Raw genomic sequence first — 19358 nt, forward strand, 5'->3', positions numbered from 1 at the left:
CGCGCCGCTCACGTGCGACCGGGGCGGGCCGCGAACTCACAGACCGAGGCAGGACGCGCCGCGTGACCGTGCGACGCGGCAGGCTGGCGGCATGACGCTGCCGCTCGCCGTTCGAACCGCGTTCTCCGAGGCGGCGGGCCTCGTCCTGCCCGTGTGGTGTGCCGGCTGCGACCACCCGGGCATCACCCTGTGCGGGCCGTGCCGGGAGGCCCTCACGCCGGCGGTGAACCGCCGCGAGCTGCCCGACGGCACACCGGTGTACGCCGGCCTGACCTACGGCGGACCGGCCGCGCGGGTCATCGGCGCCCTCAAGGAGCAGGGGCGCACCGGGCTCGCGGCCGCCTGCGCGCCGGCCATGCGGGAGGCGCTGGCTGCGGCGGCCGCACCCGGCGCGGCCTCGGTGGTCGCGGTCGCGGTGCCCACCTCGCGCGCGGCCTTCCGTCGACGGGGTTATCGCGTGCCCGAGCTCCTCGCGCGCCGCGCGGGGGTGCCGGTCGTGCGGGCGCTGGCCTGGTCGCGCGCGGTGGCTGATCAGCGCGCGTTGAGCCGCGACGACCGGCGGCTCAACGTCGCCGGGGCGATGCGGGCACGCCGCGGCGCAACGCGCGGGCTCGGCCCCGTCGTGCTCGTCGACGACGTCGTCACGACGGGCGCGACGCTGAGCGAGGCGCGCAGAATACTCGACGCGGCGGGCGTTCCCGTGGTCGGCGCGGCGGTGCTCGCAGCCGCACAGCGGCGGCCCGGCGGATCCGGATGAAACCCTCCGGATTGGGGTGGTGACATCGCGGCGGGCCGGGGCTAGCGTGGGTGCACCAGGCGACGGAAACGTCGTTCGACAGGGGCTCGGCCCCCGGGGTCGAGCCGGACAGGGAGGCTCAGATGGACATCAACATCTCGGGAGTCGGCGTGAATGTCACCGACCGATTCCGTTCGGTGGTCGAGGAGAAGTCCGAGCGCATCGCCCACATCGCCCCGAGGGCGCTGACCCTCGACGTCAAGGTCACCCGCGATGTGCACCGCAGCGGGGTCGACGAGGAGAAGGTCGAGCTCACCCTCACGGGCAAAACGGCCACGGCGCGCGCGGAGGCGCGCAACGGCGACAAGTTCGTGGCCCTCGAGGGAGCGCTCGACAAGCTCATCGAGCAGGTCAGGCGCGCCAAGGACAAGAAGGTCAGGGGCCGCGCCCGCCCGAAGGGCGCCCACTTCGAGAAGAACTCCGGGTCGCTCGCGGGCCTCGACGTGCAGCCCGTGACCGCGGATGTGCTGCAGGCCGTCGCGACGGGCGAGATCCCGGTCGTGGAGGAGGAGAGCGAGGAGACCTACTCGCCGGTCGTCATCAGGACGAAGAACTTCGAGCCGGAGTGGATGACGGTGGAAGAGGCCGTGGACCGCATGGAGCTGGTCGGCCACGACTTCTTCCTGTTCATCGACGCGCGCACCGATCACCCGAGCGTGGTCTACCGCCGCCGCGGCTGGGACTACGGCGTCATCTCGCTGACCACACCCGCGCCGCCGCAGGAGGAGCGTCTCGCGTCATGACCTGACCGACGCCGGGCCGGGGCCCCGGACGCGCCGACCGATCCGGTCGCGTCCGGGGCCCGCGTCCGTCCGGTACGGGCCGCGGGCGGCCGACGGGCGCGCCGACGGCGCCGTCAGTCGAAGATGTCGCCCATGAGGCCGCCGAGCAGGAGGCCGCCGACCACGGGGCCCAGGATGTCGCCCCCGCCGCCGAACCCACCGCCGCGGCGACCGCCGCGACCACCCCAGCCGCCCCAGTCGTCGGGACGGTCCTGGTCGATGTCGCGCTGCGCCAGGTGCAACGCCTCCTGAGCGAGCTGACCCACGCGGCGCGCCAAGTGCAGCGCCTCCTCCCGGGTGTCCTCGTCGCGGACGAGGCGGTCGACGTCGAGCCGTAGGCGCTGCGCCTCGGCCAGCCGCGTGCGCGCATCCGCGCCGATGTAGCCGCGGTGACCCGAGATGAGGCTGTTCGCCACGCCGATCGTGCGATCGGCGGAATCGAGCTCGTGGCGCACGTGCTCCATCGAGGGGATGGGGCGGGCGGCCCGCTCGCGCGCCTTCGCCACGACGGCGTCGAGTGCGGCGTTGGCGTCGCGCAGCTTCGCGAGGTCCTCGAACGGATCGGAGGGCGTCCCCGGCCCCGGCAGCTCCGCCAGCGCGCGCTCCAGGTTCGCGACGGCCTGCAGAACCTCGGGCGTCTGCGGCGCCGTGCGCGCCTCGACGATGTCGGAGCGCGAGTCGGCCACGACGTCGGCGAGCGTCGACTGCGCGCGCATGGCCTCGATCTCGAAGTCCTCGACCCCGTCGATGATCGTGCGGGCTCGCCGCACCGCCTCGGTCGCCGTCTCGAGCGCGACGAGCGCCTCTTCGGTGCGGCGCGCGTCGCGGCGGCGCTGCGAGACGTCGGCCGAGTGCACGGCGAAGTCCAGCAGCTGCTCGGCCTCGTCGGGGTTCGCCGAGACGCGGTGCAGGGCGGCCGAGCTGTAGCGCCCCGCGAGGCGCTCCACGGTCGTCCGCGTGGCGGGGATGCGGGCGCGCAGCTCCTCGGCCTCACGACGCACGGCATCGAGGATCTGCGGTGCCTGGCGGACCTTGTCGACCGCGGCCTTCAGCTTCTCGGTGCGCTCGTCGAGCACGTCCTCGGCCCACTCGCACAGCTGGATGATGCGCGCGTTGCGGGTGCGCAGTTCCTCAGGGGTGTCGGGGATCTCGTCGTGATTGAGCTGGTGCAGCTGGAACGCCTCGGCCATGTGCGTGCGCACCGCCTCAAGGCCCGCGCGGATGTCGGCGGTGGGGCCGTCGCCCAGCTCGGCCGCCGCGAACGCCACCTCGTCGGAGGTGGAACGGATCCGCTCGTCCGTTGCGACCAGCGCCGCCTGCGCCCGGCGCGCCAGCGACGCGTCCTCGGCCGCCTGCTGCTCGTCCGCCTCGCGCTTCCGCCTGCCCCAGAAACCCGCCATGAGTCGATCCTACGGTCGGCGTGCCGCGGGCGCGCCATCTGCGCGACCCGCGGCTGCGCCGTGGGGGGACGGGTGGGTCACGCGATCGCGGTGCGACGGGTCAGGTCGGGCATGCGCGGCGGCACGAGCCACGAGGCCGCGGCAATCGCCAGCGGCAGACCGAGGCCCAGCGCCGCCAGGGCCGGCCAGGGCACGTCCGAGAGGAACATCGTGCCGTGGCTGTTGGCCAGCGTCGTGCCCCAGACCGGCAGGATGCCCGCTGCGGCGCCGGTGAGGCAACCGAAGCCCGCCACGATCAGGCCCTGCCAGAAGGCGATCGACCGGCGCAGTCGGGGAGCGGCGCCCACGGCGGCCAGCGTGGCATCGTCGGGCCGGCGCTCGATCCGAGACAGGCCGAGGGCGACCGAGCTGGCACCGATGACGAGCACTGCCGTTGCCGCGACGATGAGCACGTACCAGATCGCAGGATCCGGGGGTCCGTCCTCGCGCCGCACGGTGGGGGAGATCGTCGACGCGTCGTACACCACGGTGCCCGGCGTCAGAGCCGCCACCCGCTCGGTGAGGGCGTCGAGCTCGTTCTGCGTCAGCGGCACGTCGTACGCCGCGACGAAGCGGTGCATCCGCACGTCCACGCCCAGGGCGGCCGCGGATTCCGGTGTCAGATACACCTCCGCGCCCGTCAGCGGGATGTCCGGGTCGATCCGCACGGTCTGGAGCGCGACGGAGGACTGGGGCGTCGGCCGTCGCTCCAGCGCGTCCTCGGCGGCGCCCGGGTCCACCTGGCGATAGGCCCACGTGTTGAGCACGAGCTCGCCGTGCTCGTTCAGCCAGTCCGGGTTGGTCACCACCGCCGCGCCGTCGCGATAGGCCTCGCGCTCGGCCGCGGTGAGTTCGTACCCGAGGACGACGGCGAGGTCCTCGGGCGCGACGGCCTCGATCGCGCGGGCGATGCCGTTGGCCTCGCCCATCCTCGCCGTGAAGGGGTAGGCGCAGGTGTTCCACGCCGGGTCGCCGTCCGGCAGCTCCGCGCAGTTCGTGTAGCGCTGCAGCTCGGGCTTCACGACGGGCGTCTCCGGAGCCACGTCCGGTAGGCCGGCCCACATCATCCGCTGCCGGAAGACGACGGCGGAGTCGGAGGGGTTCGTCTCCGCCAGCAGCCGTTCCGTGTCGGCGGCGAGCTCGCTCAGGCGCGGCTCGAGGTCTTCCGTGGCCGCGGCGGGATCGGCGTACAGTTCGATCGCCACGTTGCCGAGCGGCGCGCTCCACGGCCACTCGCGGTGCGTCTCGCCCATGCTCACCCCGACGGCCCCCAGTGCGGTCGAGGCGAGGAACGCGCACGCCGCGATAGCGCCGAAGGCGGGCACGATGCGCGACGGGTTGGCGGCCGAGTCGCGGGCGGCCAGGCGCGCGCCCAGGCCGAGCCGTGCGAGCGGGCGCGCGATCACCGTGAGCAGCCAGTGCCCCGCGAGGATCACGCCGAGCTGGCCGAGGATGGGGCCGGCGACGATGCCGATGATCGCGATCGTCATGAGGGTCGAATGGGTCTCGTCGGTGACGGTGCCGTCGATCCACGGGATCCACAGCGCGCTGGCCACGCTCAGGCCCACGCCGGCGAAGACGAGGAGCGAGCCCCAGATCGGGCGGCTCGCGCGCGGGGCCATGGGTCGTCGCGCGCCTCGCAGCGCGGCGATCGTCTGCTGCGAGGCCACGGCGCGCGCCGGGAGCAGCGCCGCGAAGGTGCCGACGAGGGTGGCGAAGACGACGATGACGGCGATCGCGACCCAGGGGATGTGCAGCCCCCACGGGGAGGCGGCCGAGCCGTTGTCGAACCAGCCGAGCAGGGCCGCGCCGATGCCGATGCCCGCCGCGGCGCCGAGGAACCCTCCGATGAGACCGAGTGTCGAGCCCTGCAGCAGCACGATGCGGAAGATGTCGGCGCGCGTGGCCCCCACGCTCGCCGCCATCGCGAGCTGCCGCTGCTGTCGGCGGGCGCTCACCGAGAACGCTGCGCCCGCCAGCAGCACGACGAGGTAGGCGCTGAACGCGAGCGACGCCGCCAGCAGTCCGGCCATGAGCATGTCGTCCTGGTTGCGGTACTGGAACGAGGGCGACGCGCCGTCGCCGGGATTCGCGACCAGTTCCGGGGCGAACACGACCGCCCCCTCCCGGTTGAGGTCATAGATCTCCGCGGCCGTGGGCTGCCACCCGATCGCGTACCACGTGGTCTTTCGAGGGTCGCTGCCGCCGTCGAGCGGGCCGCCGGCGGGCAGGAAGACGACCTGGGCGTCGTTGGTGTCACGCGCGTGCTTCATCACGGCGGTGATCGTGTAGGACGCGTCGGGATCGGTCAGGACGAGGGTGTCGCCGAGGTCGACGCCCAGTCGCTGCAGCGCGCCGGGGGAGACTGCGGCCTCGCCGCGGCCGGAGGGTCGTTCGCCGTCCACGAGCTGCAGGGGCCCCTCCAGACGAGGATCGCCGACGTCGCCCACGGCGGCGCGCAGCACCCCGATGCCGCCGGAGGTCTCCGCCTCCACCTGCGCGTCGGTGAGCGAGAGGGTCTCGACGCCATCGGGCAGCAGCGCGGCCGCGTCCTCCGGCATCGGGCCTTCCTCGTGCACCGCCTCGCCCGTCTCCGGGTCGTAGTCGCGCTCGACCCAGTCGGGATCGTCGAGGTACTGGAAGGCCGAGGGATCCGATCCGCCCACGATCCGCACCGCGGCGGCGGTGCCGCCGACCTCGACGTACGCCTCCTCCGCGAGCGTGGGCTGGTTGCTCTCGTAGACCACCACGGCGCCCGAGACGGCCGCCATCGGCAGGGCGACCAGCGCGGTGATGAGCAGGCTCGTCGGCCAGGTGCGCAGCACCTGCCGGGCGGCCAGCCGCGCGGCGGCCCGCCACCGCGGCAGCGCGCCCCGTCCGGACGGCGGCTCCGTTGCGGGCGCCGGACGGGCGGAGGGCGGCGCCGCTATCGTGGCCGTCACGAGGCACCCGCCAGCAGCACGTCGGCGGAATCACGCCGCGACTCGTCCACGACCTTGCCGTCGCGCAGGAAGACGATGCGGTCCGCCCATGCGGCATGCCGCGCCTCGTGTGTGACGAGGATGCCCGCCGCGCCCGCGTCGATGCGGGAGCGGATCATCCGCATCACGGCCTCGCCGGTGACCGAATCGAGGGCGCCGGTCGGCTCGTCGGCCAGAATCAGGCGGCGCCCGCCCACGACGGCGCGTGCGATGGCCACGCGCTGCTGCTGGCCGCCGGACAGGTCGTCGGGATACGCACCGTGCCGATCCCCGAGGCCGACGGCGTCGAGCGCGTCGGAGCCGGCCCGGCGCGCCACCCGGGTCGAGAATCCGTCGAGCTCGAGGGGCAGCGTGACGTTCTCCATCGCCGTGAGGGTGGGGATGAGGTTGAAATCCTGGAACACGAAGCCCAGGGAGCGCCGTCGCAGTCGTGCGACCGCCTGCGGGGCGAGGGAGGCGAGATGCTCTCCCTCGACGATGACCTGGCCCGACGTGGGGGTGGCGAGGCCGCCCGCGATGGACAGCAGCGTCGACTTGCCGGATCCCGAGGCCCCCATGACAGCGACGAGCTCCCCGGGGGCGACGTCGAGATCCACGCCCCGCAGGGCGGTGACGGCGGTCTCGCCCTCGCCGTACTGCATGGTCACCCCGACGAGGCGCAGCACCGCGTCGCGACCGGCGGGCGGAGCCGGACGGGACGCCTCGCGTGCCGCCGCATCGATGGCCTCGGCCGAGAAGGGGGTCTGGCGGCGCTCGCGCCGCGATCCGTCGCGGCTCACGAGCGCACCGCCTTGGCGGGGCGACCGCGCTTGGGCCGCTCGGTGGACAGCTCCAGCTCGAGTGCGCGCTGCGGGTGGTTGCGCAGCCGCTGCTCGGTGTGGTCGAGCCACTGCACCTCGGCCTGCGCGGCGAAGATCATGGAGTCCACGACGAGCGACCAGGCCAGCTCCTCCGCGCTGTCGGGGGAGGACCCGGCGTACTTCGCCCGCTGCAGCGACTGCAGCTGAGCCAGCGTGGCCCGCCGCTGGGTCTGGATGACGGATTCCACGTCGACACCCGGCAGCGTCGCGGCGAGGGCGAGCTTGATCGCGAGTTCGTCGCGCGTGCCCTGCCCGCGCTCCACGGGCGAGGCGAGCCAGGATGCGACCTCCCCCCGGCCCGCGTCGGTGATCCGCCAGAACACGTGGCCCTGGTCGTCGGCGTCGTCGCGGCTGACGAGGCCGTCGCGCTCGAGGCGCTCGAGGGTGTTGTAGATCTGCCCCACGTTGAGCGGCCACGTCGACCCGGTGCGGCGGTCGAACTCCGCGCGCAGCTGGTAGCCGTAGCAGGGGCCCTGATCGAGGATGGCGAGCAGGCTCTGGCGAACCGACATGGGCGCTCCGTTCGGAAAGGGTTTTCGGGTATGTATGTTCCCAGTATATGCATACCGGGAAAAGCCGGGGCTCGTACCTGATGCGCCACGCAGAGTTCGCCGGACGTTCACCGGCGACGGCGGCGTGTCGGCCTGCGTGTCACCATGCGCCGGTAGGTTGGGACTCATGGCTGATACAGCCGCAGCGGCGCGCATCGCCGAGTACACCCGCCCCAGTCACCTGCTCGTCCACCTGAGCGACACTCACCTGAGGGCGCGTGGCGGCGTCTTCGACATCGATGCCGCGGCGCATCTGCGGCGGATCCTCGAGCAGCTCGAGGACTCCGGTGCCCGCCCCGACGCGATCGTGTTCACGGGAGATCTCGTCGACCTCGGTGAGCGCGAGGCCTACGCCGAACTGCGCGACATCGTCGAGCCGGCCGCCCGGCGCCTGGGCACGCGCGTGGTCTGGGTGATGGGCAACCACGACGATCGCGACGGCTTCCGGCGTGAACTGCTCGGCGCGTCGGGCACCGGGCCCGTCGACGCCGTCCACGACATCGACGGGCTGCGTCTCATCGTGCTCGACACGTCGGTGCCGGGCGCGCACCACGGCGAGGTGTCGGACGCTCAGCTGGACTGGCTGCAGCTGGAGCTGTCGATTCCCGCGCCGCACGGCACGATCCTGGCGATGCACCACCCGCCCGTGCCCTGCGTGCTGGACCTCGCCACGATCGTCGAGCTGCGCGATCAGCGCCGCCTCGCCGACGTGCTGCGGGGCACCGACGTCCGCTCGATCCTCGCCGGTCACGTGCACTTCTCGACGACGGCCACCTTCGCCGGCATCCCGGTCTCGGTCGCGTCCTCGAGCTGCTACACGCAGGATCTCAGCGTCGCCGACGGCGGCATGGCTCCCCGTGACGGCGCGCAGGCGTACAACCTCGTGCACGTCTACGACGAGACGGTCGTGCACTCCGTCGTGCCGCTCAGCGACGCCCCGCCGGCGGAGGTGACGACGGCCGAGGAGACGCGCCGCCGCCTGGCGGCCGCCGGGGTGATCATCCGCGACTCGCCGCGTGGGCGCGGCAGCCGCATCGCTCCGCCGACGTCACCGCTGTCCGTCCTGCACTGAGGCGCGCGGCGCTCACCTCTCCCAGGGCGCCTTCACGGGGAAGTACGCCTCGAGCGTGTCGCGCACGACGCGCTCGCGCAGCTCCTCGGCGATCTCCGGAACGCTGCCGTCGTTGAGGCAGAACATGTCGACGTCGCGGCGCTCCAGCAGCTTCTCCAGGCGCGGCAGCGACGCGGCCTGCGTGGTCTGGATGTAGCGCGTGCGCGGCGCCGAGGTGGGCAGGGCCCGCCCCGTGAACGCCGCGTAGTAGTGGTACAGCGAGTTGGTCACCGACACGTCGGTGGCGCTGCGGAAGCGCGCGGCGGCCGTGCGGCGGAACTCCTCGGGGAACTCGCGCTCCAGCTCGAACATCACGCTGCGCCGGTGCGGCGTGGCGCAGTGCTGCAGGTCGCGCGTGATCACCCGCCCGAAGCGACGCTCGAGCACCTCGCGATTGACGCGCGCCGCATTGTCGTGGCCGCTGCGGTGCGTGCGCGACGGGCCGATGCCGATACGCACGTCGCACTCGACGAACTGCGTCAGGCCCGAGGCGGTGAAGAACAGCTCCGGGCGCACCGGGCGGCCGAAGAACATGTCGTCGTTCGAGTACAGGAAGTGCTCGGCGATGCCGGGGATGCGGTGCAGCTGCGCTTCGACGGCGTGCGAGTTGTGGGTCGGCAACACGCTCGGGTCGGCGAAGAACTCCTCGCTGCGCACGATGCGCACCTTCGGGTGCTCCTTCAGCCACGCCGGCGCGGGACTGTCCGTCGCGATCCAGATGGTGCGGATCCACGGCGCGAACATGTGGACGCTGCGCAGCGCGTAGCGCAGCTCGTCGACCTGTCGGAAGCGCGCGGCGTGGTCGTCGCCGTCGCCGACGACGTACGCGCCCAGGCGCTCCGCGCGCTTGCGCTGGAACTCGCTGGAGGATCCGTCCACCCATGAGAAGACGATGTCGACATCCTCGGTGAACTCATGCGCCAGGGGAGCGAACATGCCGCGCAGCGTGCGCCACGAGCGACCGTGCTGATGAACGGTCTCGAACTCGAGGTCCTCGGCCGCCATGTGGCGGCGCGTGAGGGCGTTGGGCCGCGGGGCGGTCACCTCGCCGGCCTCGAAACGCCAGAACTCGAGACGGATGCCCGTCTCGTGCCCGTACCGCAGCGTGCCGGCGGCGGCGACCGCGTCCGGACGCTCGCCGGGGACGAGCCGCGGACGGAAGAGCGTGGCGACATCGTGGCGGCCGAAGGCGCGCTCCGCGTCGCCCTGCAGGGGCACGAGGCGTCCGCCGGGGCGCCGCGCGACCCAGGGCTCGTCGCTCGAGGCATGCCCCAGCGCGCGCAGCGCCGCCTCACGCTCGTTCGCGGGCACCGCCAGCGCGGGGCGCCCGCTCGAGCGCCTCAGCAGCAGCGGGGCAAGCCCCGCGTCCTCGAGGATGCCGGTGAGGGCGAGCAGATCGGACGTCTGGGCGTCGAGCGGCGTGGTCGCTTCCACGAGATGCGGGAGCCCGCCGACCACGCGCGATCGCCCGGTCGCATTCGTGCCCTCGGGACGCACCCCGTCGTACGGCGTGTGCTCAGTGCCCAGAAACGTCATCGATCACCTCGGATTCTCCTCACGGCCGGAGCCGTCGTCGACAGGTCGTGGCGCACGAGGGCGCCGGGGAGGGCCATCGCGGCGGCCTCTCGTGCCATCCCCGCCGATCCGGCGCCCGTGGCGCGGAGGGGAACGGTGGATGTACAGATCGTAAACGATGCGGGTTGCGCGCATATTTCCTGATCGCGCCCGGTCCCGGCGAGGCTGGGAAGCCACTGACGCGACCCGCCGGTGCGACGGATAGCATGGGCCGTGTATGCCCGTTCCTGGATGGGCGGGAGGCGGCGCACCACAGCGCCGCGATCTACGAGGAGATGTCACGTGGCGAACCCCTTCGAGAAGCTGCTCCGCGCCGGTGAAGGGCGTGTGCGCAGGCGCCTGCAGCAGGTCGTGCGCGCCGTCGGTGCCCTCGAGGAGGACTACGAGTCGCTCACCGACGAGGAGCTGCGGAACGAGACGGTCGAGCTGCGGGCCCGCTACGAGGCGGGGGAGACGCTCGACCAGCTGATGCCGGAGGCCTTCGCCGCCGTGCGGGAGGCCGCCAAGCGCACGCTCGGCATGCGGCCCTACGACGTGCAGATCATGGGCGGCGCGGCCCTGCACCTCGGCAACATCGCCGAGATGAAGACCGGTGAGGGCAAGACGCTCGTCGCCACCCTGCCGGCCTACCTCAACGCGATCGCCGGCAAGGGCGTGCACGTCATCACCGTCAACGACTTCCTCGCGTCGTACCAGGCCGAGCTCATGGGGCGCGTGTACCGGGCACTGGGCATGACGACCGGCATCATCGTGTCGGGGCAGAAGCCCTCGGAGCGCCGCGAGCAGTACGCCGCCGACATCACGTACGGCACGAACAACGAGTTCGGTTTCGACTACCTGCGCGACAACATGGCCTGGCGCAAGGACGACATCGTCCAGCGCGGCCACTTCTACGCGATCGTCGACGAGGTGGACTCGATCCTCATCGACGAGGCCCGCACGCCCCTCATCATCTCGGGTCCGGCGCAGGGGGATGCGAACCGCTGGTTCACGGAGTTCGCGAAGATCGCGCGGATGCTCGAGGAGGGCGTCGACTACGAGGTCGACGAGAAGAAGCGCACGGTCGGCGTGCTCGAGGCCGGCATCGAGAAGGTCGAGGACTACCTCGGCATCGACAACCTCTACGAGTCGGCGAACACCCCGCTCATCTCGTTCCTGAACAACTCCATCAAGGCCCTCGCGCTGTTCAAGCGCGATCAGGACTACGTCGTGATGAACGACGAGGTCATGATCGTCGACGAGCACACGGGCCGCATCCTTGTGGGGCGGCGCTACAACGAGGGCATCCACCAGGCGATCGAGGCCAAGGAGGGCGTTCCGGTCAAGGCCGAGAACCAGACCCTGGCCACGGTGACGCTGCAGAACTACTTCCGCCTCTACGAGAAGCTCTCCGGCATGACCGGTACGGCCGAGACCGAGGCGGCCGAGTTCATGTCCACGTACAAGCTCGGCGTGATCCCGATTCCCACGAACAAGCCGATGGTGCGCAAGGACCAGTCGGACCTCGTCTACGCGACCGAGCAGGGCAAGTTCGCCCGCGTCGCGGACGACATCGTGGAGCGGCACGAGAAGGGCCAGCCGGTGCTCGTCGGCACGGTCAGCGTCGAGAAGAGCGAGTATCTCTCGCGGCTGCTGGCCAAGAAGGGCATCCGCCACGAGGTGCTGAACGCGAAGAACCACGCGCGCGAGGCAGAGATCGTGGCGCGCGCGGGTCGCCTCGGCGCCGTGACGGTCGCCACGAACATGGCCGGCCGCGGCACCGACATCATGCTCGGCGGCAACGCGGAGTTCCTCGCCGTGCAGCGGATGAAGGAGAAGGGCCTCGACCCCAAGGAGACGCCGGAGGAGTACGAGGCCGAGTGGGACGCGGTCTTCGCCGAGGTGAAGGCCGAGGTCGAGGAGGAGGCGGCGAAGGTCCGCGACGCCGGCGGCCTGTACGTGCTCGGCACCGAGCGCCACGAGTCGCGCCGCATCGACAACCAGCTCCGCGGTCGCTCCGGCCGCCAGGGCGACCCGGGCGAGAGCCGCTTCTACCTCTCGCTGCAGGACGACCTGATGCGCCGCTTCGGGCGCGGCTCGACCGACGCGCTGCTGGCGCGCGGCGTGGACGAGGATGTCGCGATCGACTGGAAGATCGTGGGCCGACTCATCAAGAGCGCGCAGTCGCAGATCGAGTCGCGCAACGCCGAGTCGCGCAAGAACGTGCTGAAGTACGACGACGTGCTCAACCGCCAGCGCGAGGCGATCTACCGCGACCGGCGCCGCATCCTCGAGGGCGATGACATCAAGGACCGCGTGCAGCACTTCCTCGAGGACGCCATCACGTCGGTCGTCGACGAGCACACCGCGGGCGGGCACAGCGAGAGCTGGGACTTCGACGCGCTCTGGGCCGAGCTGAAGACGATGTACCCGGTGGGCGTCACGATCGAGGAGGTCGTCGCCGAGGCAGCCGGTCGTAAGGGCGGCATCACCGCCGAGGGCCTCAAGCGCGAGCTCATCAGCGACGCCAAGATCGCCTACGCGCGGCGCGAGGAGCAGCTCGGCGAGGCCGCGATGCGCGAGCTCGAGCGACGCGTCGTGCTGCAGGTGCTCGACCGCCGCTGGCGCGACCACCTCTACGAGATGGACTACCTCAAGGACGGCATCGGCCTGCGGGCCATGGCCCAGCGCGACCCGCTCATCGAGTACCAGCGCGAGGGCTACACGATGTTCCAGTCGATGATGGGCCAGATCAAGGAGGAGTCGATCGGCTATCTCTTCAACCTCGAGGTCGAGGTGCGCCGCGCGGGCGAGGGCGAGCAGGCCGAGGTCGAGGCGAAGGGGCTCTCGGAGGAGCAGGGGCCGCAGCAGCTGGAGTACTCGGCACCGAGCGCGGACGGCGACGTGGAGGTGCGCAACGACCGCGGGCAGCTGCAGACGGCGCCGAAGGCCAGGGCTCCGCGCGCGGCCGCTGCCGCCCAGGCGGCGCCGCAGAGCGCGTTCGGGCAGGCGGCGGATCAGGCCGCGGGCCAGCCGGCGGGCAACCGCGCCGCGCGCCGGGCGAGCGGCCGCAAGAAGTAGCCAGGGCATCGCGCCCGACACCGGAATCGGCCCGCTCCCTCCTCACCGAGGGGGCGGGCCGATCCGCGTATTCTGATGCGATGAACCTTCGCCCCCTCGACCAGTCCTCAAAGCTGAAGAACGTCCTGTACGAGATCCGGGGCGCAGCACTGGCAGAGGCGGCGAAGCTCGAGGCCGAGGGCCACCGGATCCTGAAGCTGAACACCGGCAACCCGGCGATCTTCGGTTTCGAGGCGCCGCACCAGATCGTTCGCGACATGATCCGCGCCGTGCCGCACGCGCACGGCTACAGCGACAGCCGCGGCATCGTCGAGGCTCGCCGCGCGATCGTGAGCCGCTACGAGAACGTGCCGGGATTCCCGGCCTTCGACGTCGACGACGTCTATCTCGGCAACGGGGTCTCCGAGCTCATCACCATGACGATGCAGGCGCTGCTCGATCAGGGCGACGAGGTGCTGATCCCCGCGCCGGACTACCCGCTGTGGACGGCGATGACCAGCCTCGCCGGCGGCACGCCCGTGCACTACCTGTGCGATGAGACGAACGGCTGGCAGCCCGATCTCGACGACATCCGGGCCAAGATCACGCCGCAGACGAAGGCGATCGTCGTCATCAACCCGAACAACCCGACCGGCGCGGTCTACAGCCGCGAGTTGCTGGAGGGGATCGCGCAGATCGCGCGGGAGCACTCCCTGCTGCTGCTGTCGGACGAGATCTACGACCGCATCCTCTTCGACGACGCCGAGCACGTCCCGACGGCCTCGGTCGCACCGGACCTGCTGTGCCTGACCTTCAACGGGCTATCGAAGACATACCGCGTGGCGGGCTACCGTTCCGGCTGGGTGGTCATCACGGGGCCCAAGCGGCACGCGGCGGGCTTCCTCGAGGGGATCCAGCTGCTGGCCTCCACGCGGCTGTGCGCCAACGTGCCGGCCCAGCACGCCGTGCTTGCGGCGCTCACCGGCGTGCAGTCGATCGACGCGCTGATCGCGCCCGACGGGCGCCTGCACGAGCAGCGGGACGTGGCGTGGGAGGGACTCAACGCCATCCCGGGCGTCTCGTGCGTGCAGCCGCGGGGCGCGCTCTACGCGTTCCCGCGCCTCGACCCCGAGGTACACGAGATCCGCGACGACAAGAAGCTGATCTACGACCTGCTCGTGCAGGAGCACATCCTGCTCGTGGAGGGCACGGGGTTCAACTGGCCCACGACCGACCACCTGCGCGTCGTGACGCTGCCGGAGCCGCGGGTGCTTGCCGAGGCGATCGAGCGCCTCGGCAACTTCCTGTCGAGCTACCGGCAGTGACCGCCGGTCAGTCCGCCAGGCCGAGCACGTCGAGCATCCAGGCGAGCTGGAACGCGCGCTCCCGCCAGGAGTTGTAGCGGCCGCTCACGCCGCCATGCCCGGCGACCATCTCGCACTTCAGCAGCGGGTCGGCGCCCACCTCGCGCAGGCGCTGCACCCACTTGGCCGGTTCGACGTACAGCACGCGCGTGTCGTTGAGGCTCGTCATGGCGAGGATGCGGGGGTATGTGACGCCCTCCTGCACGTTCTCGTACGGCGAGTACGACTTCATGTAGGCGTAGACCTCGGGGTCGTGCAGCGGGTCGCCCCATTCGTCCCACTCGATCACCGTCAACGGCAGCGAGGGGTCGAGGATCGTCGTGAGCGCGTCGACGAAGGGGACATCGGCGAGGATGCCGGCGAACGCGTCGGGCGCGAGGTTGGCGACGGCGCCCATGAGCAGACCGCCCGCCGAGCCGCCCTCCGCGACGATCCGGTCCGGCGTCGTGTACCCGTTGTCGGCGAGGTGGCGGGCCACGTCGACGAAGTCGGTGAACGTGTTCCGCTTGGCGCGCAGCTTGCCGTCCTCGTACCACTGGCGGCCCATCTCCCCACCGCCGCGCACGTGCGCCACCGCGAACAGCACGCCGCGGTCGAGCTCGCTCAGCCGTGCCACCGAGAAGCCGGGGTCGATCGAGTGCTCATACGAGCCGTAGCCGTACAGGTGCACGGGGCGGGGGGCCGCTCCCGGTTCGCCGAAGGAGCGCTTCCACACGAGCGACACGGGGATCCGCGTGCCGTCGGCCGCCGGTACCCACAGGCGAGCCTGGTCGTAGTCGTCCGGGTCGTATCCGCCCAGCACCTCCGCCTGCTTGCGCAGGTGCAGCTCGCCCGTGGCCACCTCGTACTCGTACACCGTGCCGGGGGTCGTGAACGAGCCGTAGCCGAGGCGGATGACGGGAGGCGCCCACTCGGCGTTCCCGGACGCGCCGACGGCGTAGAGCGGATCGGCGAACTCGAGCTCGGTGAGCGCTCCGGAAGCGTAGTCGAGCAGCGCGACGCGGGGCAGACCCTCGCGCCGGTACTCCACGACGGCGAAGTCGCGGAAGCAGTCGATGTCGAGCAGGCGGCGGCCGGGCTGGTGCGGGAGCACCACCTCGATGGCGGTGGGGTCGGACAGCGGCGCCCGCACCAGCTCGAAGTCGAGCGCGCCGTCGTTGTGGAGGATGTAGAGCCAGTCGTCGCCGTCGATCACCGCGTGGTCCGCGCCGTATTCCACGCCCTCGCGGCGCGGCCACACCACGCGCGCTCCCGCCGTGGGGTCGGCGGCATCGAGGACGGAGATCTCGCTGGTGATGCTCGAGCCGGACTCCACCAGCAGGAAGCGTTCGCTGCGCGTCACGCCTGCGCCCACCCAGAAGCGCTCGTCGTCGTCGCCGTACAGCTCCACGTCGCCGCTGCCGTCGGGATCGCCCACCCGGTGCAGCCAGACCCGGTTGGGTCGCCACGCGTCGTCCACGGTCGTGTAGACGATGTGCTCGCCGTCGGGCAGGAAGTGCGCGCCGCCGAACGTGCCCTCGATGACATCGGGCAGCGTCTCGCCCGTCACGAGGTCGCGCACGCGCACCGTGTAGCGCTCGTCCCCGGTCACATCGACGCCCCACAGCATGCGCGTGCCATCGCGCGAGACGTCGAAGGAGCCGAGGGAGAAGAAGGAGTGTCCGTCGGCCTCGACGTTCGAGTCGAGCAGCACCTGCTCGCCCGGAACCTCGACATCGGGGGAGAGCGTGGGGGGCGTCCAGTCGTCCGGGGAGGCGATCGGCGCGCGGCACTGGATGCCGTACTGCTTGCCCTCCACCGTGCGGCCGTAGTACCACCAGTCGCCGCGGCGGCTCGGCACGCTGAGGTCGGTCTCGCGCACGCGTCCCTTGATCTCCTGGAACAGACGCTCGCGCAGCGGCTCGAGGTGCGCCAGCGCGGCGTCGACGTGGGCGTTCTCGGCCTCGAGCAGGGCGATCACCTCGGGGTCGTCCTTGGTTCGCAGCCACTCCCACGGATCCTGGAAGGTGTCGCCGTGGTGACTGCGGGCCACGGGGCGCTTCGGCGCGATCGGGGCGGCGGGGACGACGGACGGGGCGGCGGCATCGGAGGTCACCCGATCAACGCTACCGACTCGCCGGGGCATCGCGGATCGGTGCGCCCCGCGGCCGGCCCGACTTCGTCCGCCGGACCTTCGAGCGACATGCCCCCACGCGGGCGCCGGGTAGGTTAACGGTCGGTGAACGCCTAGCCTGGAGGCGTGGAGATCACCACGCTCATCATCGTCCTCGTCATCGCCCTGGCGCTGTTCTTCGACTTCACCAACGGCTTCCATGACACCGCCAACGCGATGGCGACCCCCATCGCCACGGGCGCGCTTCGACCCAAGACCGCCGTGGCGCTTGCCGCGATCCTCAATCTCGTCGGGGCTTTCCTGTCGACCGAGGTCGCCAAGACGATCTCGGGCGGGATCATCCGCGAGGATCAGATCTCCGGTGATCTCTTCCCGCCGCTGATCTTCGCCGGCCTCATCGGTGCGATCACCTGGAACATGCTCACCTGGCTCCTCGGGCTGCCGTCGAGCTCGTCGCACGCGCTGTTCGGCGGCCTCATCGGCGCGACGCTGGTCGGTTTCGGGCTGGCGGGCATCGACTTCGGCGTCGTCATGTCCAAGGTGGTGCTGCCTGCCCTGCTCGCGCCCCTCACGGCCGGGCTCATCGCCTTCGTGCTCACCCGCATCGCCTACACGGTGACTCGTCGCTACGACGGAAAACCCGACGGGCGCGACGGATTCCGCTGGGGCCAGATCTTCACCTCGTCCCTCGTCGCGCTCGCGCACGGCACGAACGACGCCCAGAAGACGATGGGCGTCATCACGCTCGCGCTCATCTCGGTCGGGTGGCAGTCGGCGCAGCACCACGAGCCGCAGCTGTGGGTGATCGTCTCGGCCGCGGCGGCCATCGCGCTCGGGACCTACGTGGGCGGCTGGCGCATCATCCGCACGATGGGTCGGGGCCTGACCGAGGTCAAGCCCGCGCAGGGGTTCTCGGCCGAGACGTCGACCGCGGCGACGATCCTCGCCTCCAGTCATCTCGGCTTCGCCCTGTCGACCACGCAGGTCGCCTCCGGCTCGGTCATCGGGTCGGGGCTCGGTCGCCGCGGCTCGTCGGTCCGGTGGGGCATGGTCGGGCGGATCTTCGTCGGCTGGGTGCTGACGCTGCCCGCCGCCGGCGTGGTCGGGGCGCTGGCGGCGCTGCTCGTCGTCTGGCTCGGGACGGCGGGCGTCGCGATCGACGCGCTGTTGGCGGTCGTGATCATCCTCGCCCTGTTCCTGCGGTCGCGGAAGGACGAGATCCACGCGGGTAACGCCATGCACGAGCTCGCGCAGTCGGACCTCGCGGTGAGCACCACCGAATCGCCTCCGCCCACGCGTCGCCAGCGCCGCGAGGCCGCGCGTGACGCCGCACGTCGTGCCGAGCTCGAGGAGGTGCGGCGCACGGCGCAGGAGGCGGCGCAGCGCGCCGTGAGGGAGGAGCTCGCGCGCGCGGCCGAGCGAGCGGCGGCCGAGCGGGCGGCGAAGCGCGCCAAGTCGGGCAAGGAGAAGAAGAAGTGACGATCGACTGGCTGGCGTTCGTGCAGGTGTTCTTCGTCGCCCTCATCGCGGGCGTGCTCGTCGTCGGCTTCTACGCGCTCGGCCTGCGCCTGCTCGCGCGCTCGGGACGGACGCCCGTGGTCGCGCCCGCCGTGTTCACGGACGCGATCCGGGTGATGACGCCGAAGCAGATCGCCAAGGCGCAGAAGCAGGCGGACAAGGCCGCCCGGCGCAGCCCGCTCACGTCGGGCGAGAAGACGGTGGCGCTCATCGGCGCCTACGCGTGCTTCGCCGTCGTGGTGCTCGCGGTCGTGGGGGGCATCCTGCTCATCGTGCTGGGCTGATCCCGCCCGGCGGCGTCGGAGGCACCCAGTAGCCTGGGCACATGCAGTTCGGCCGCCACGCCCCCGCCAAGCGCACGATCGTCCACCTCAGCGACACGCACCTGCTGGCCGGGGGAGCGGCCCTCGGCGGCCGCTATGCCGCCGAGGAGCACCTGCGCGCCACTCTCGCCCGCGTGGAGCAGCTGGAGCAGCGGCCGGACGCGCTCGTGTTCACCGGCGACCTCACCGACCTCGGCGAGCCCGATGCGTACGCGCGGCTGCGCGCCATCGTCGAGCCGGTGGCCGAGCGCATGGGCGCGCCCCTCGTGTGGGTGGCGGGCAACCACGACGAGCGGCCCGAGCTGCGCCGTGATCTGCTGGGGCTCGATCCGAGCGAGGAGCCCGTGACCGGGGTGTGGGACCTCGGCGGCCTGCGCCTCATCGCGCTCGACTCCACCGTGCCAGGGTGGCACCACGGCGAGATCGATGCGGCGCAGCGCGAATGGCTGCGGGCGGAGCTGTCGTCGCCGGCACCGCTCGGGACGATCCTCGCGCTGCACCACCCGCCGCTGCCCAGCCACGTGCCGCTGTTCGACATCCTCGAGCTGCGGGAGCAGGACGCCCTGGCCGACGTCATCCGCGGCACCGATGTGCGCGGCATCATCGCGGGGCATCTTCACTACTCCATGAGCGGCACCTTCGCGGGCGTGCCCGTGAGCGTTGCGGCGGCCACGTGCTACACGATGGATGTCGCGCAACCCGGGCAGCGCGTGAACGGCATGGATGCCGGGCAGTCGTTCCACCTGGTGCACGTGTACGACGAGGTCGTGACGCACACGGTCGTGCCGGTGGTGGCCGCGGAATCGGGCGGCTACTTCACCCCGGAATGGTACGAGCGGATGGCGGCACTGAGCCCCCAGGAGCGGCTCGAGCGCTTCTCGCGCAAGCCCGCGCGCGCCTGACGTC

14 protein-coding genes are annotated in these 19358 nt (G+C 71.8%); 8 read left to right on the plus strand and 6 right to left on the minus strand.

Annotation, left to right across the window (positions count from 1 at the left end; all coding sequences use genetic code 11):
* Window positions 1-91: 91 nt before the first annotated feature.
* Both N8N77_RS08005 and hpf read left to right on the plus strand, forming a co-directional pair.
* Window positions 92-757: a ComF family protein gene (locus N8N77_RS08005; protein WP_261166088.1), complete on the plus strand. Its 666-nt coding sequence runs from the start codon at window positions 92-94 to the stop codon at window positions 755-757.
* 122 nt (window positions 758-879) lie between these two features.
* Window positions 880-1539 carry a ribosome hibernation-promoting factor, HPF/YfiA family gene (gene hpf / locus N8N77_RS08010; protein WP_261166089.1) on the plus strand — a complete coding sequence of 220 codons (660 nt, stop codon included), beginning with the start codon at window positions 880-882 and terminating at the stop codon, window positions 1537-1539.
* Window positions 1540-1652: 113 nt separating this feature from the next.
* Here hpf and N8N77_RS08015 read toward each other — a convergent pair whose 3' ends face one another.
* The 4 genes from N8N77_RS08015 to N8N77_RS08030 form a co-directional block, all read right to left on the minus strand.
* Window positions 1653-2978 (minus strand): hypothetical protein, encoded by a 1326-nt coding sequence (locus tag N8N77_RS08015; protein WP_261166090.1) that lies wholly within the window; start codon window positions 2976-2978, stop codon window positions 1653-1655.
* A gap of 77 nt (window positions 2979-3055) precedes the next feature.
* Window positions 3056-5959, minus strand: a complete 2904-nt coding sequence (locus N8N77_RS08020; protein ID WP_261166091.1) for an ABC transporter permease — start codon at window positions 5957-5959, stop codon at window positions 3056-3058.
* Complete coding sequence (locus N8N77_RS08025; protein ID WP_261166399.1) at window positions 5956-6639, minus strand: ABC transporter ATP-binding protein; 684 nt, start codon at window positions 6637-6639, stop codon at window positions 5956-5958. The genes N8N77_RS08020 and N8N77_RS08025 overlap by 4 nt, the downstream gene beginning before the upstream one ends.
* 134 nt (window positions 6640-6773) lie before the next feature.
* On the minus strand, window positions 6774-7370 hold the full coding sequence (locus N8N77_RS08030; RefSeq protein ID WP_261166092.1) for a PadR family transcriptional regulator: 597 nt from the start codon (window positions 7368-7370) through the stop codon (window positions 6774-6776).
* Between the two features lie 166 nt (window positions 7371-7536).
* Between N8N77_RS08030 and N8N77_RS08035 the strand changes: the two genes are divergently transcribed.
* The gene (locus N8N77_RS08035; protein ID WP_261166093.1) at window positions 7537-8481 is read left to right on the plus strand and encodes a phosphodiesterase; all 945 of its coding nucleotides are present in this window, start codon (window positions 7537-7539) and stop codon (window positions 8479-8481) included.
* Between the two features lie 12 nt (window positions 8482-8493).
* Here N8N77_RS08035 and N8N77_RS08040 read toward each other — a convergent pair whose 3' ends face one another.
* Entirely contained in the window at window positions 8494-10056 is a 1563-nt protein-coding gene (locus N8N77_RS08040; RefSeq protein WP_261166094.1) for a stealth family protein, read from the minus strand.
* A 321-nt stretch (window positions 10057-10377) separates the two neighbouring features.
* Between N8N77_RS08040 and secA the strand changes: the two genes are divergently transcribed.
* Window positions 10378-13155: a preprotein translocase subunit SecA gene (gene secA / locus N8N77_RS08045; protein ID WP_261166095.1), complete on the plus strand. Its 2778-nt coding sequence runs from the start codon at window positions 10378-10380 to the stop codon at window positions 13153-13155.
* An 80-nt stretch (window positions 13156-13235) separates the two neighbouring features.
* Window positions 13236-14459, plus strand: coding sequence for a pyridoxal phosphate-dependent aminotransferase (locus N8N77_RS08050; protein ID WP_261166097.1), 1224 nt, complete (start codon window positions 13236-13238; stop codon window positions 14457-14459).
* Between the two features lie 7 nt (window positions 14460-14466).
* Here the strand turns inward: N8N77_RS08050 and N8N77_RS08055 are convergent, their stop codons facing one another.
* Window positions 14467-16623, minus strand: coding sequence for a S9 family peptidase (locus tag N8N77_RS08055; RefSeq protein ID WP_261166099.1), 2157 nt, complete (start codon window positions 16621-16623; stop codon window positions 14467-14469).
* Window positions 16624-16737: 114 nt separating this feature from the next.
* Between N8N77_RS08055 and N8N77_RS08060 the strand changes: the two genes are divergently transcribed.
* Genes N8N77_RS08060 through N8N77_RS08070 form a run of 3 tightly spaced genes read left to right on the plus strand, consistent with a single transcriptional unit; the run spans window position 16738 to window position 19354 of the window.
* The gene (locus tag N8N77_RS08060) at window positions 16738-18090 is read left to right on the plus strand and encodes an inorganic phosphate transporter (RefSeq protein ID WP_261166101.1); all 1353 of its coding nucleotides are present in this window, start codon (window positions 16738-16740) and stop codon (window positions 18088-18090) included.
* On the plus strand, window positions 18087-18413 hold the full coding sequence (locus N8N77_RS08065) for a peptidase (protein ID WP_261166103.1): 327 nt from the start codon (window positions 18087-18089) through the stop codon (window positions 18411-18413). Before N8N77_RS08060 ends, N8N77_RS08065 begins: the two co-directional genes overlap by 4 nt.
* A 41-nt stretch (window positions 18414-18454) precedes the next feature.
* The gene (locus N8N77_RS08070) at window positions 18455-19354 is read left to right on the plus strand and encodes a phosphodiesterase (protein ID WP_261166104.1); all 900 of its coding nucleotides are present in this window, start codon (window positions 18455-18457) and stop codon (window positions 19352-19354) included.
* Window positions 19355-19358: the final 4 nt, after the last annotated feature.

Origin of the sequence: Microbacterium sp. Marseille-Q6965 (genome assembly GCF_946151065.1) — a bacterium.
In the GTDB taxonomy this organism is placed as follows: domain Bacteria; phylum Actinomycetota; class Actinomycetes; order Actinomycetales; family Microbacteriaceae; genus Microbacterium.

What these genes read in the sequence shown, in the direction of transcription:
- N8N77_RS08005 (WP_261166088.1), top strand. Translation starts at nt 92, where the DNA reads ATGACGCTGCCGCTCGCCGTTCGAACCGCGTTCTCCGAGGCGGCGGGC.
- N8N77_RS08015 (WP_261166090.1), bottom strand. Translation starts at nt 2,978, where the DNA reads ATGGCGGGTTTCTGGGGCAGGCGGAAGCGCGAGGCGGACGAGCAGCAG.
- N8N77_RS08035 (WP_261166093.1), top strand. Translation starts at nt 7,537, where the DNA reads ATGGCTGATACAGCCGCAGCGGCGCGCATCGCCGAGTACACCCGCCCC.
- N8N77_RS08050 (WP_261166097.1), top strand. Translation starts at nt 13,236, where the DNA reads ATGAACCTTCGCCCCCTCGACCAGTCCTCAAAGCTGAAGAACGTCCTG.
- N8N77_RS08070 (WP_261166104.1), top strand. Translation starts at nt 18,455, where the DNA reads ATGCAGTTCGGCCGCCACGCCCCCGCCAAGCGCACGATCGTCCACCTC.
- N8N77_RS08025 (WP_261166399.1), bottom strand. Translation starts at nt 6,639, where the DNA reads ATGCAGTACGGCGAGGGCGAGACCGCCGTCACCGCCCTGCGGGGCGTG.
- N8N77_RS08040 (WP_261166094.1), bottom strand. Translation starts at nt 10,056, where the DNA reads ATGACGTTTCTGGGCACTGAGCACACGCCGTACGACGGGGTGCGTCCC.
- N8N77_RS08030 (WP_261166092.1), bottom strand. Translation starts at nt 7,370, where the DNA reads ATGTCGGTTCGCCAGAGCCTGCTCGCCATCCTCGATCAGGGCCCCTGC.
- N8N77_RS08055 (WP_261166099.1), bottom strand. Translation starts at nt 16,623, where the DNA reads ATGCCCCGGCGAGTCGGTAGCGTTGATCGGGTGACCTCCGATGCCGCC.
- hpf (WP_261166089.1), top strand. Translation starts at nt 880, where the DNA reads ATGGACATCAACATCTCGGGAGTCGGCGTGAATGTCACCGACCGATTC.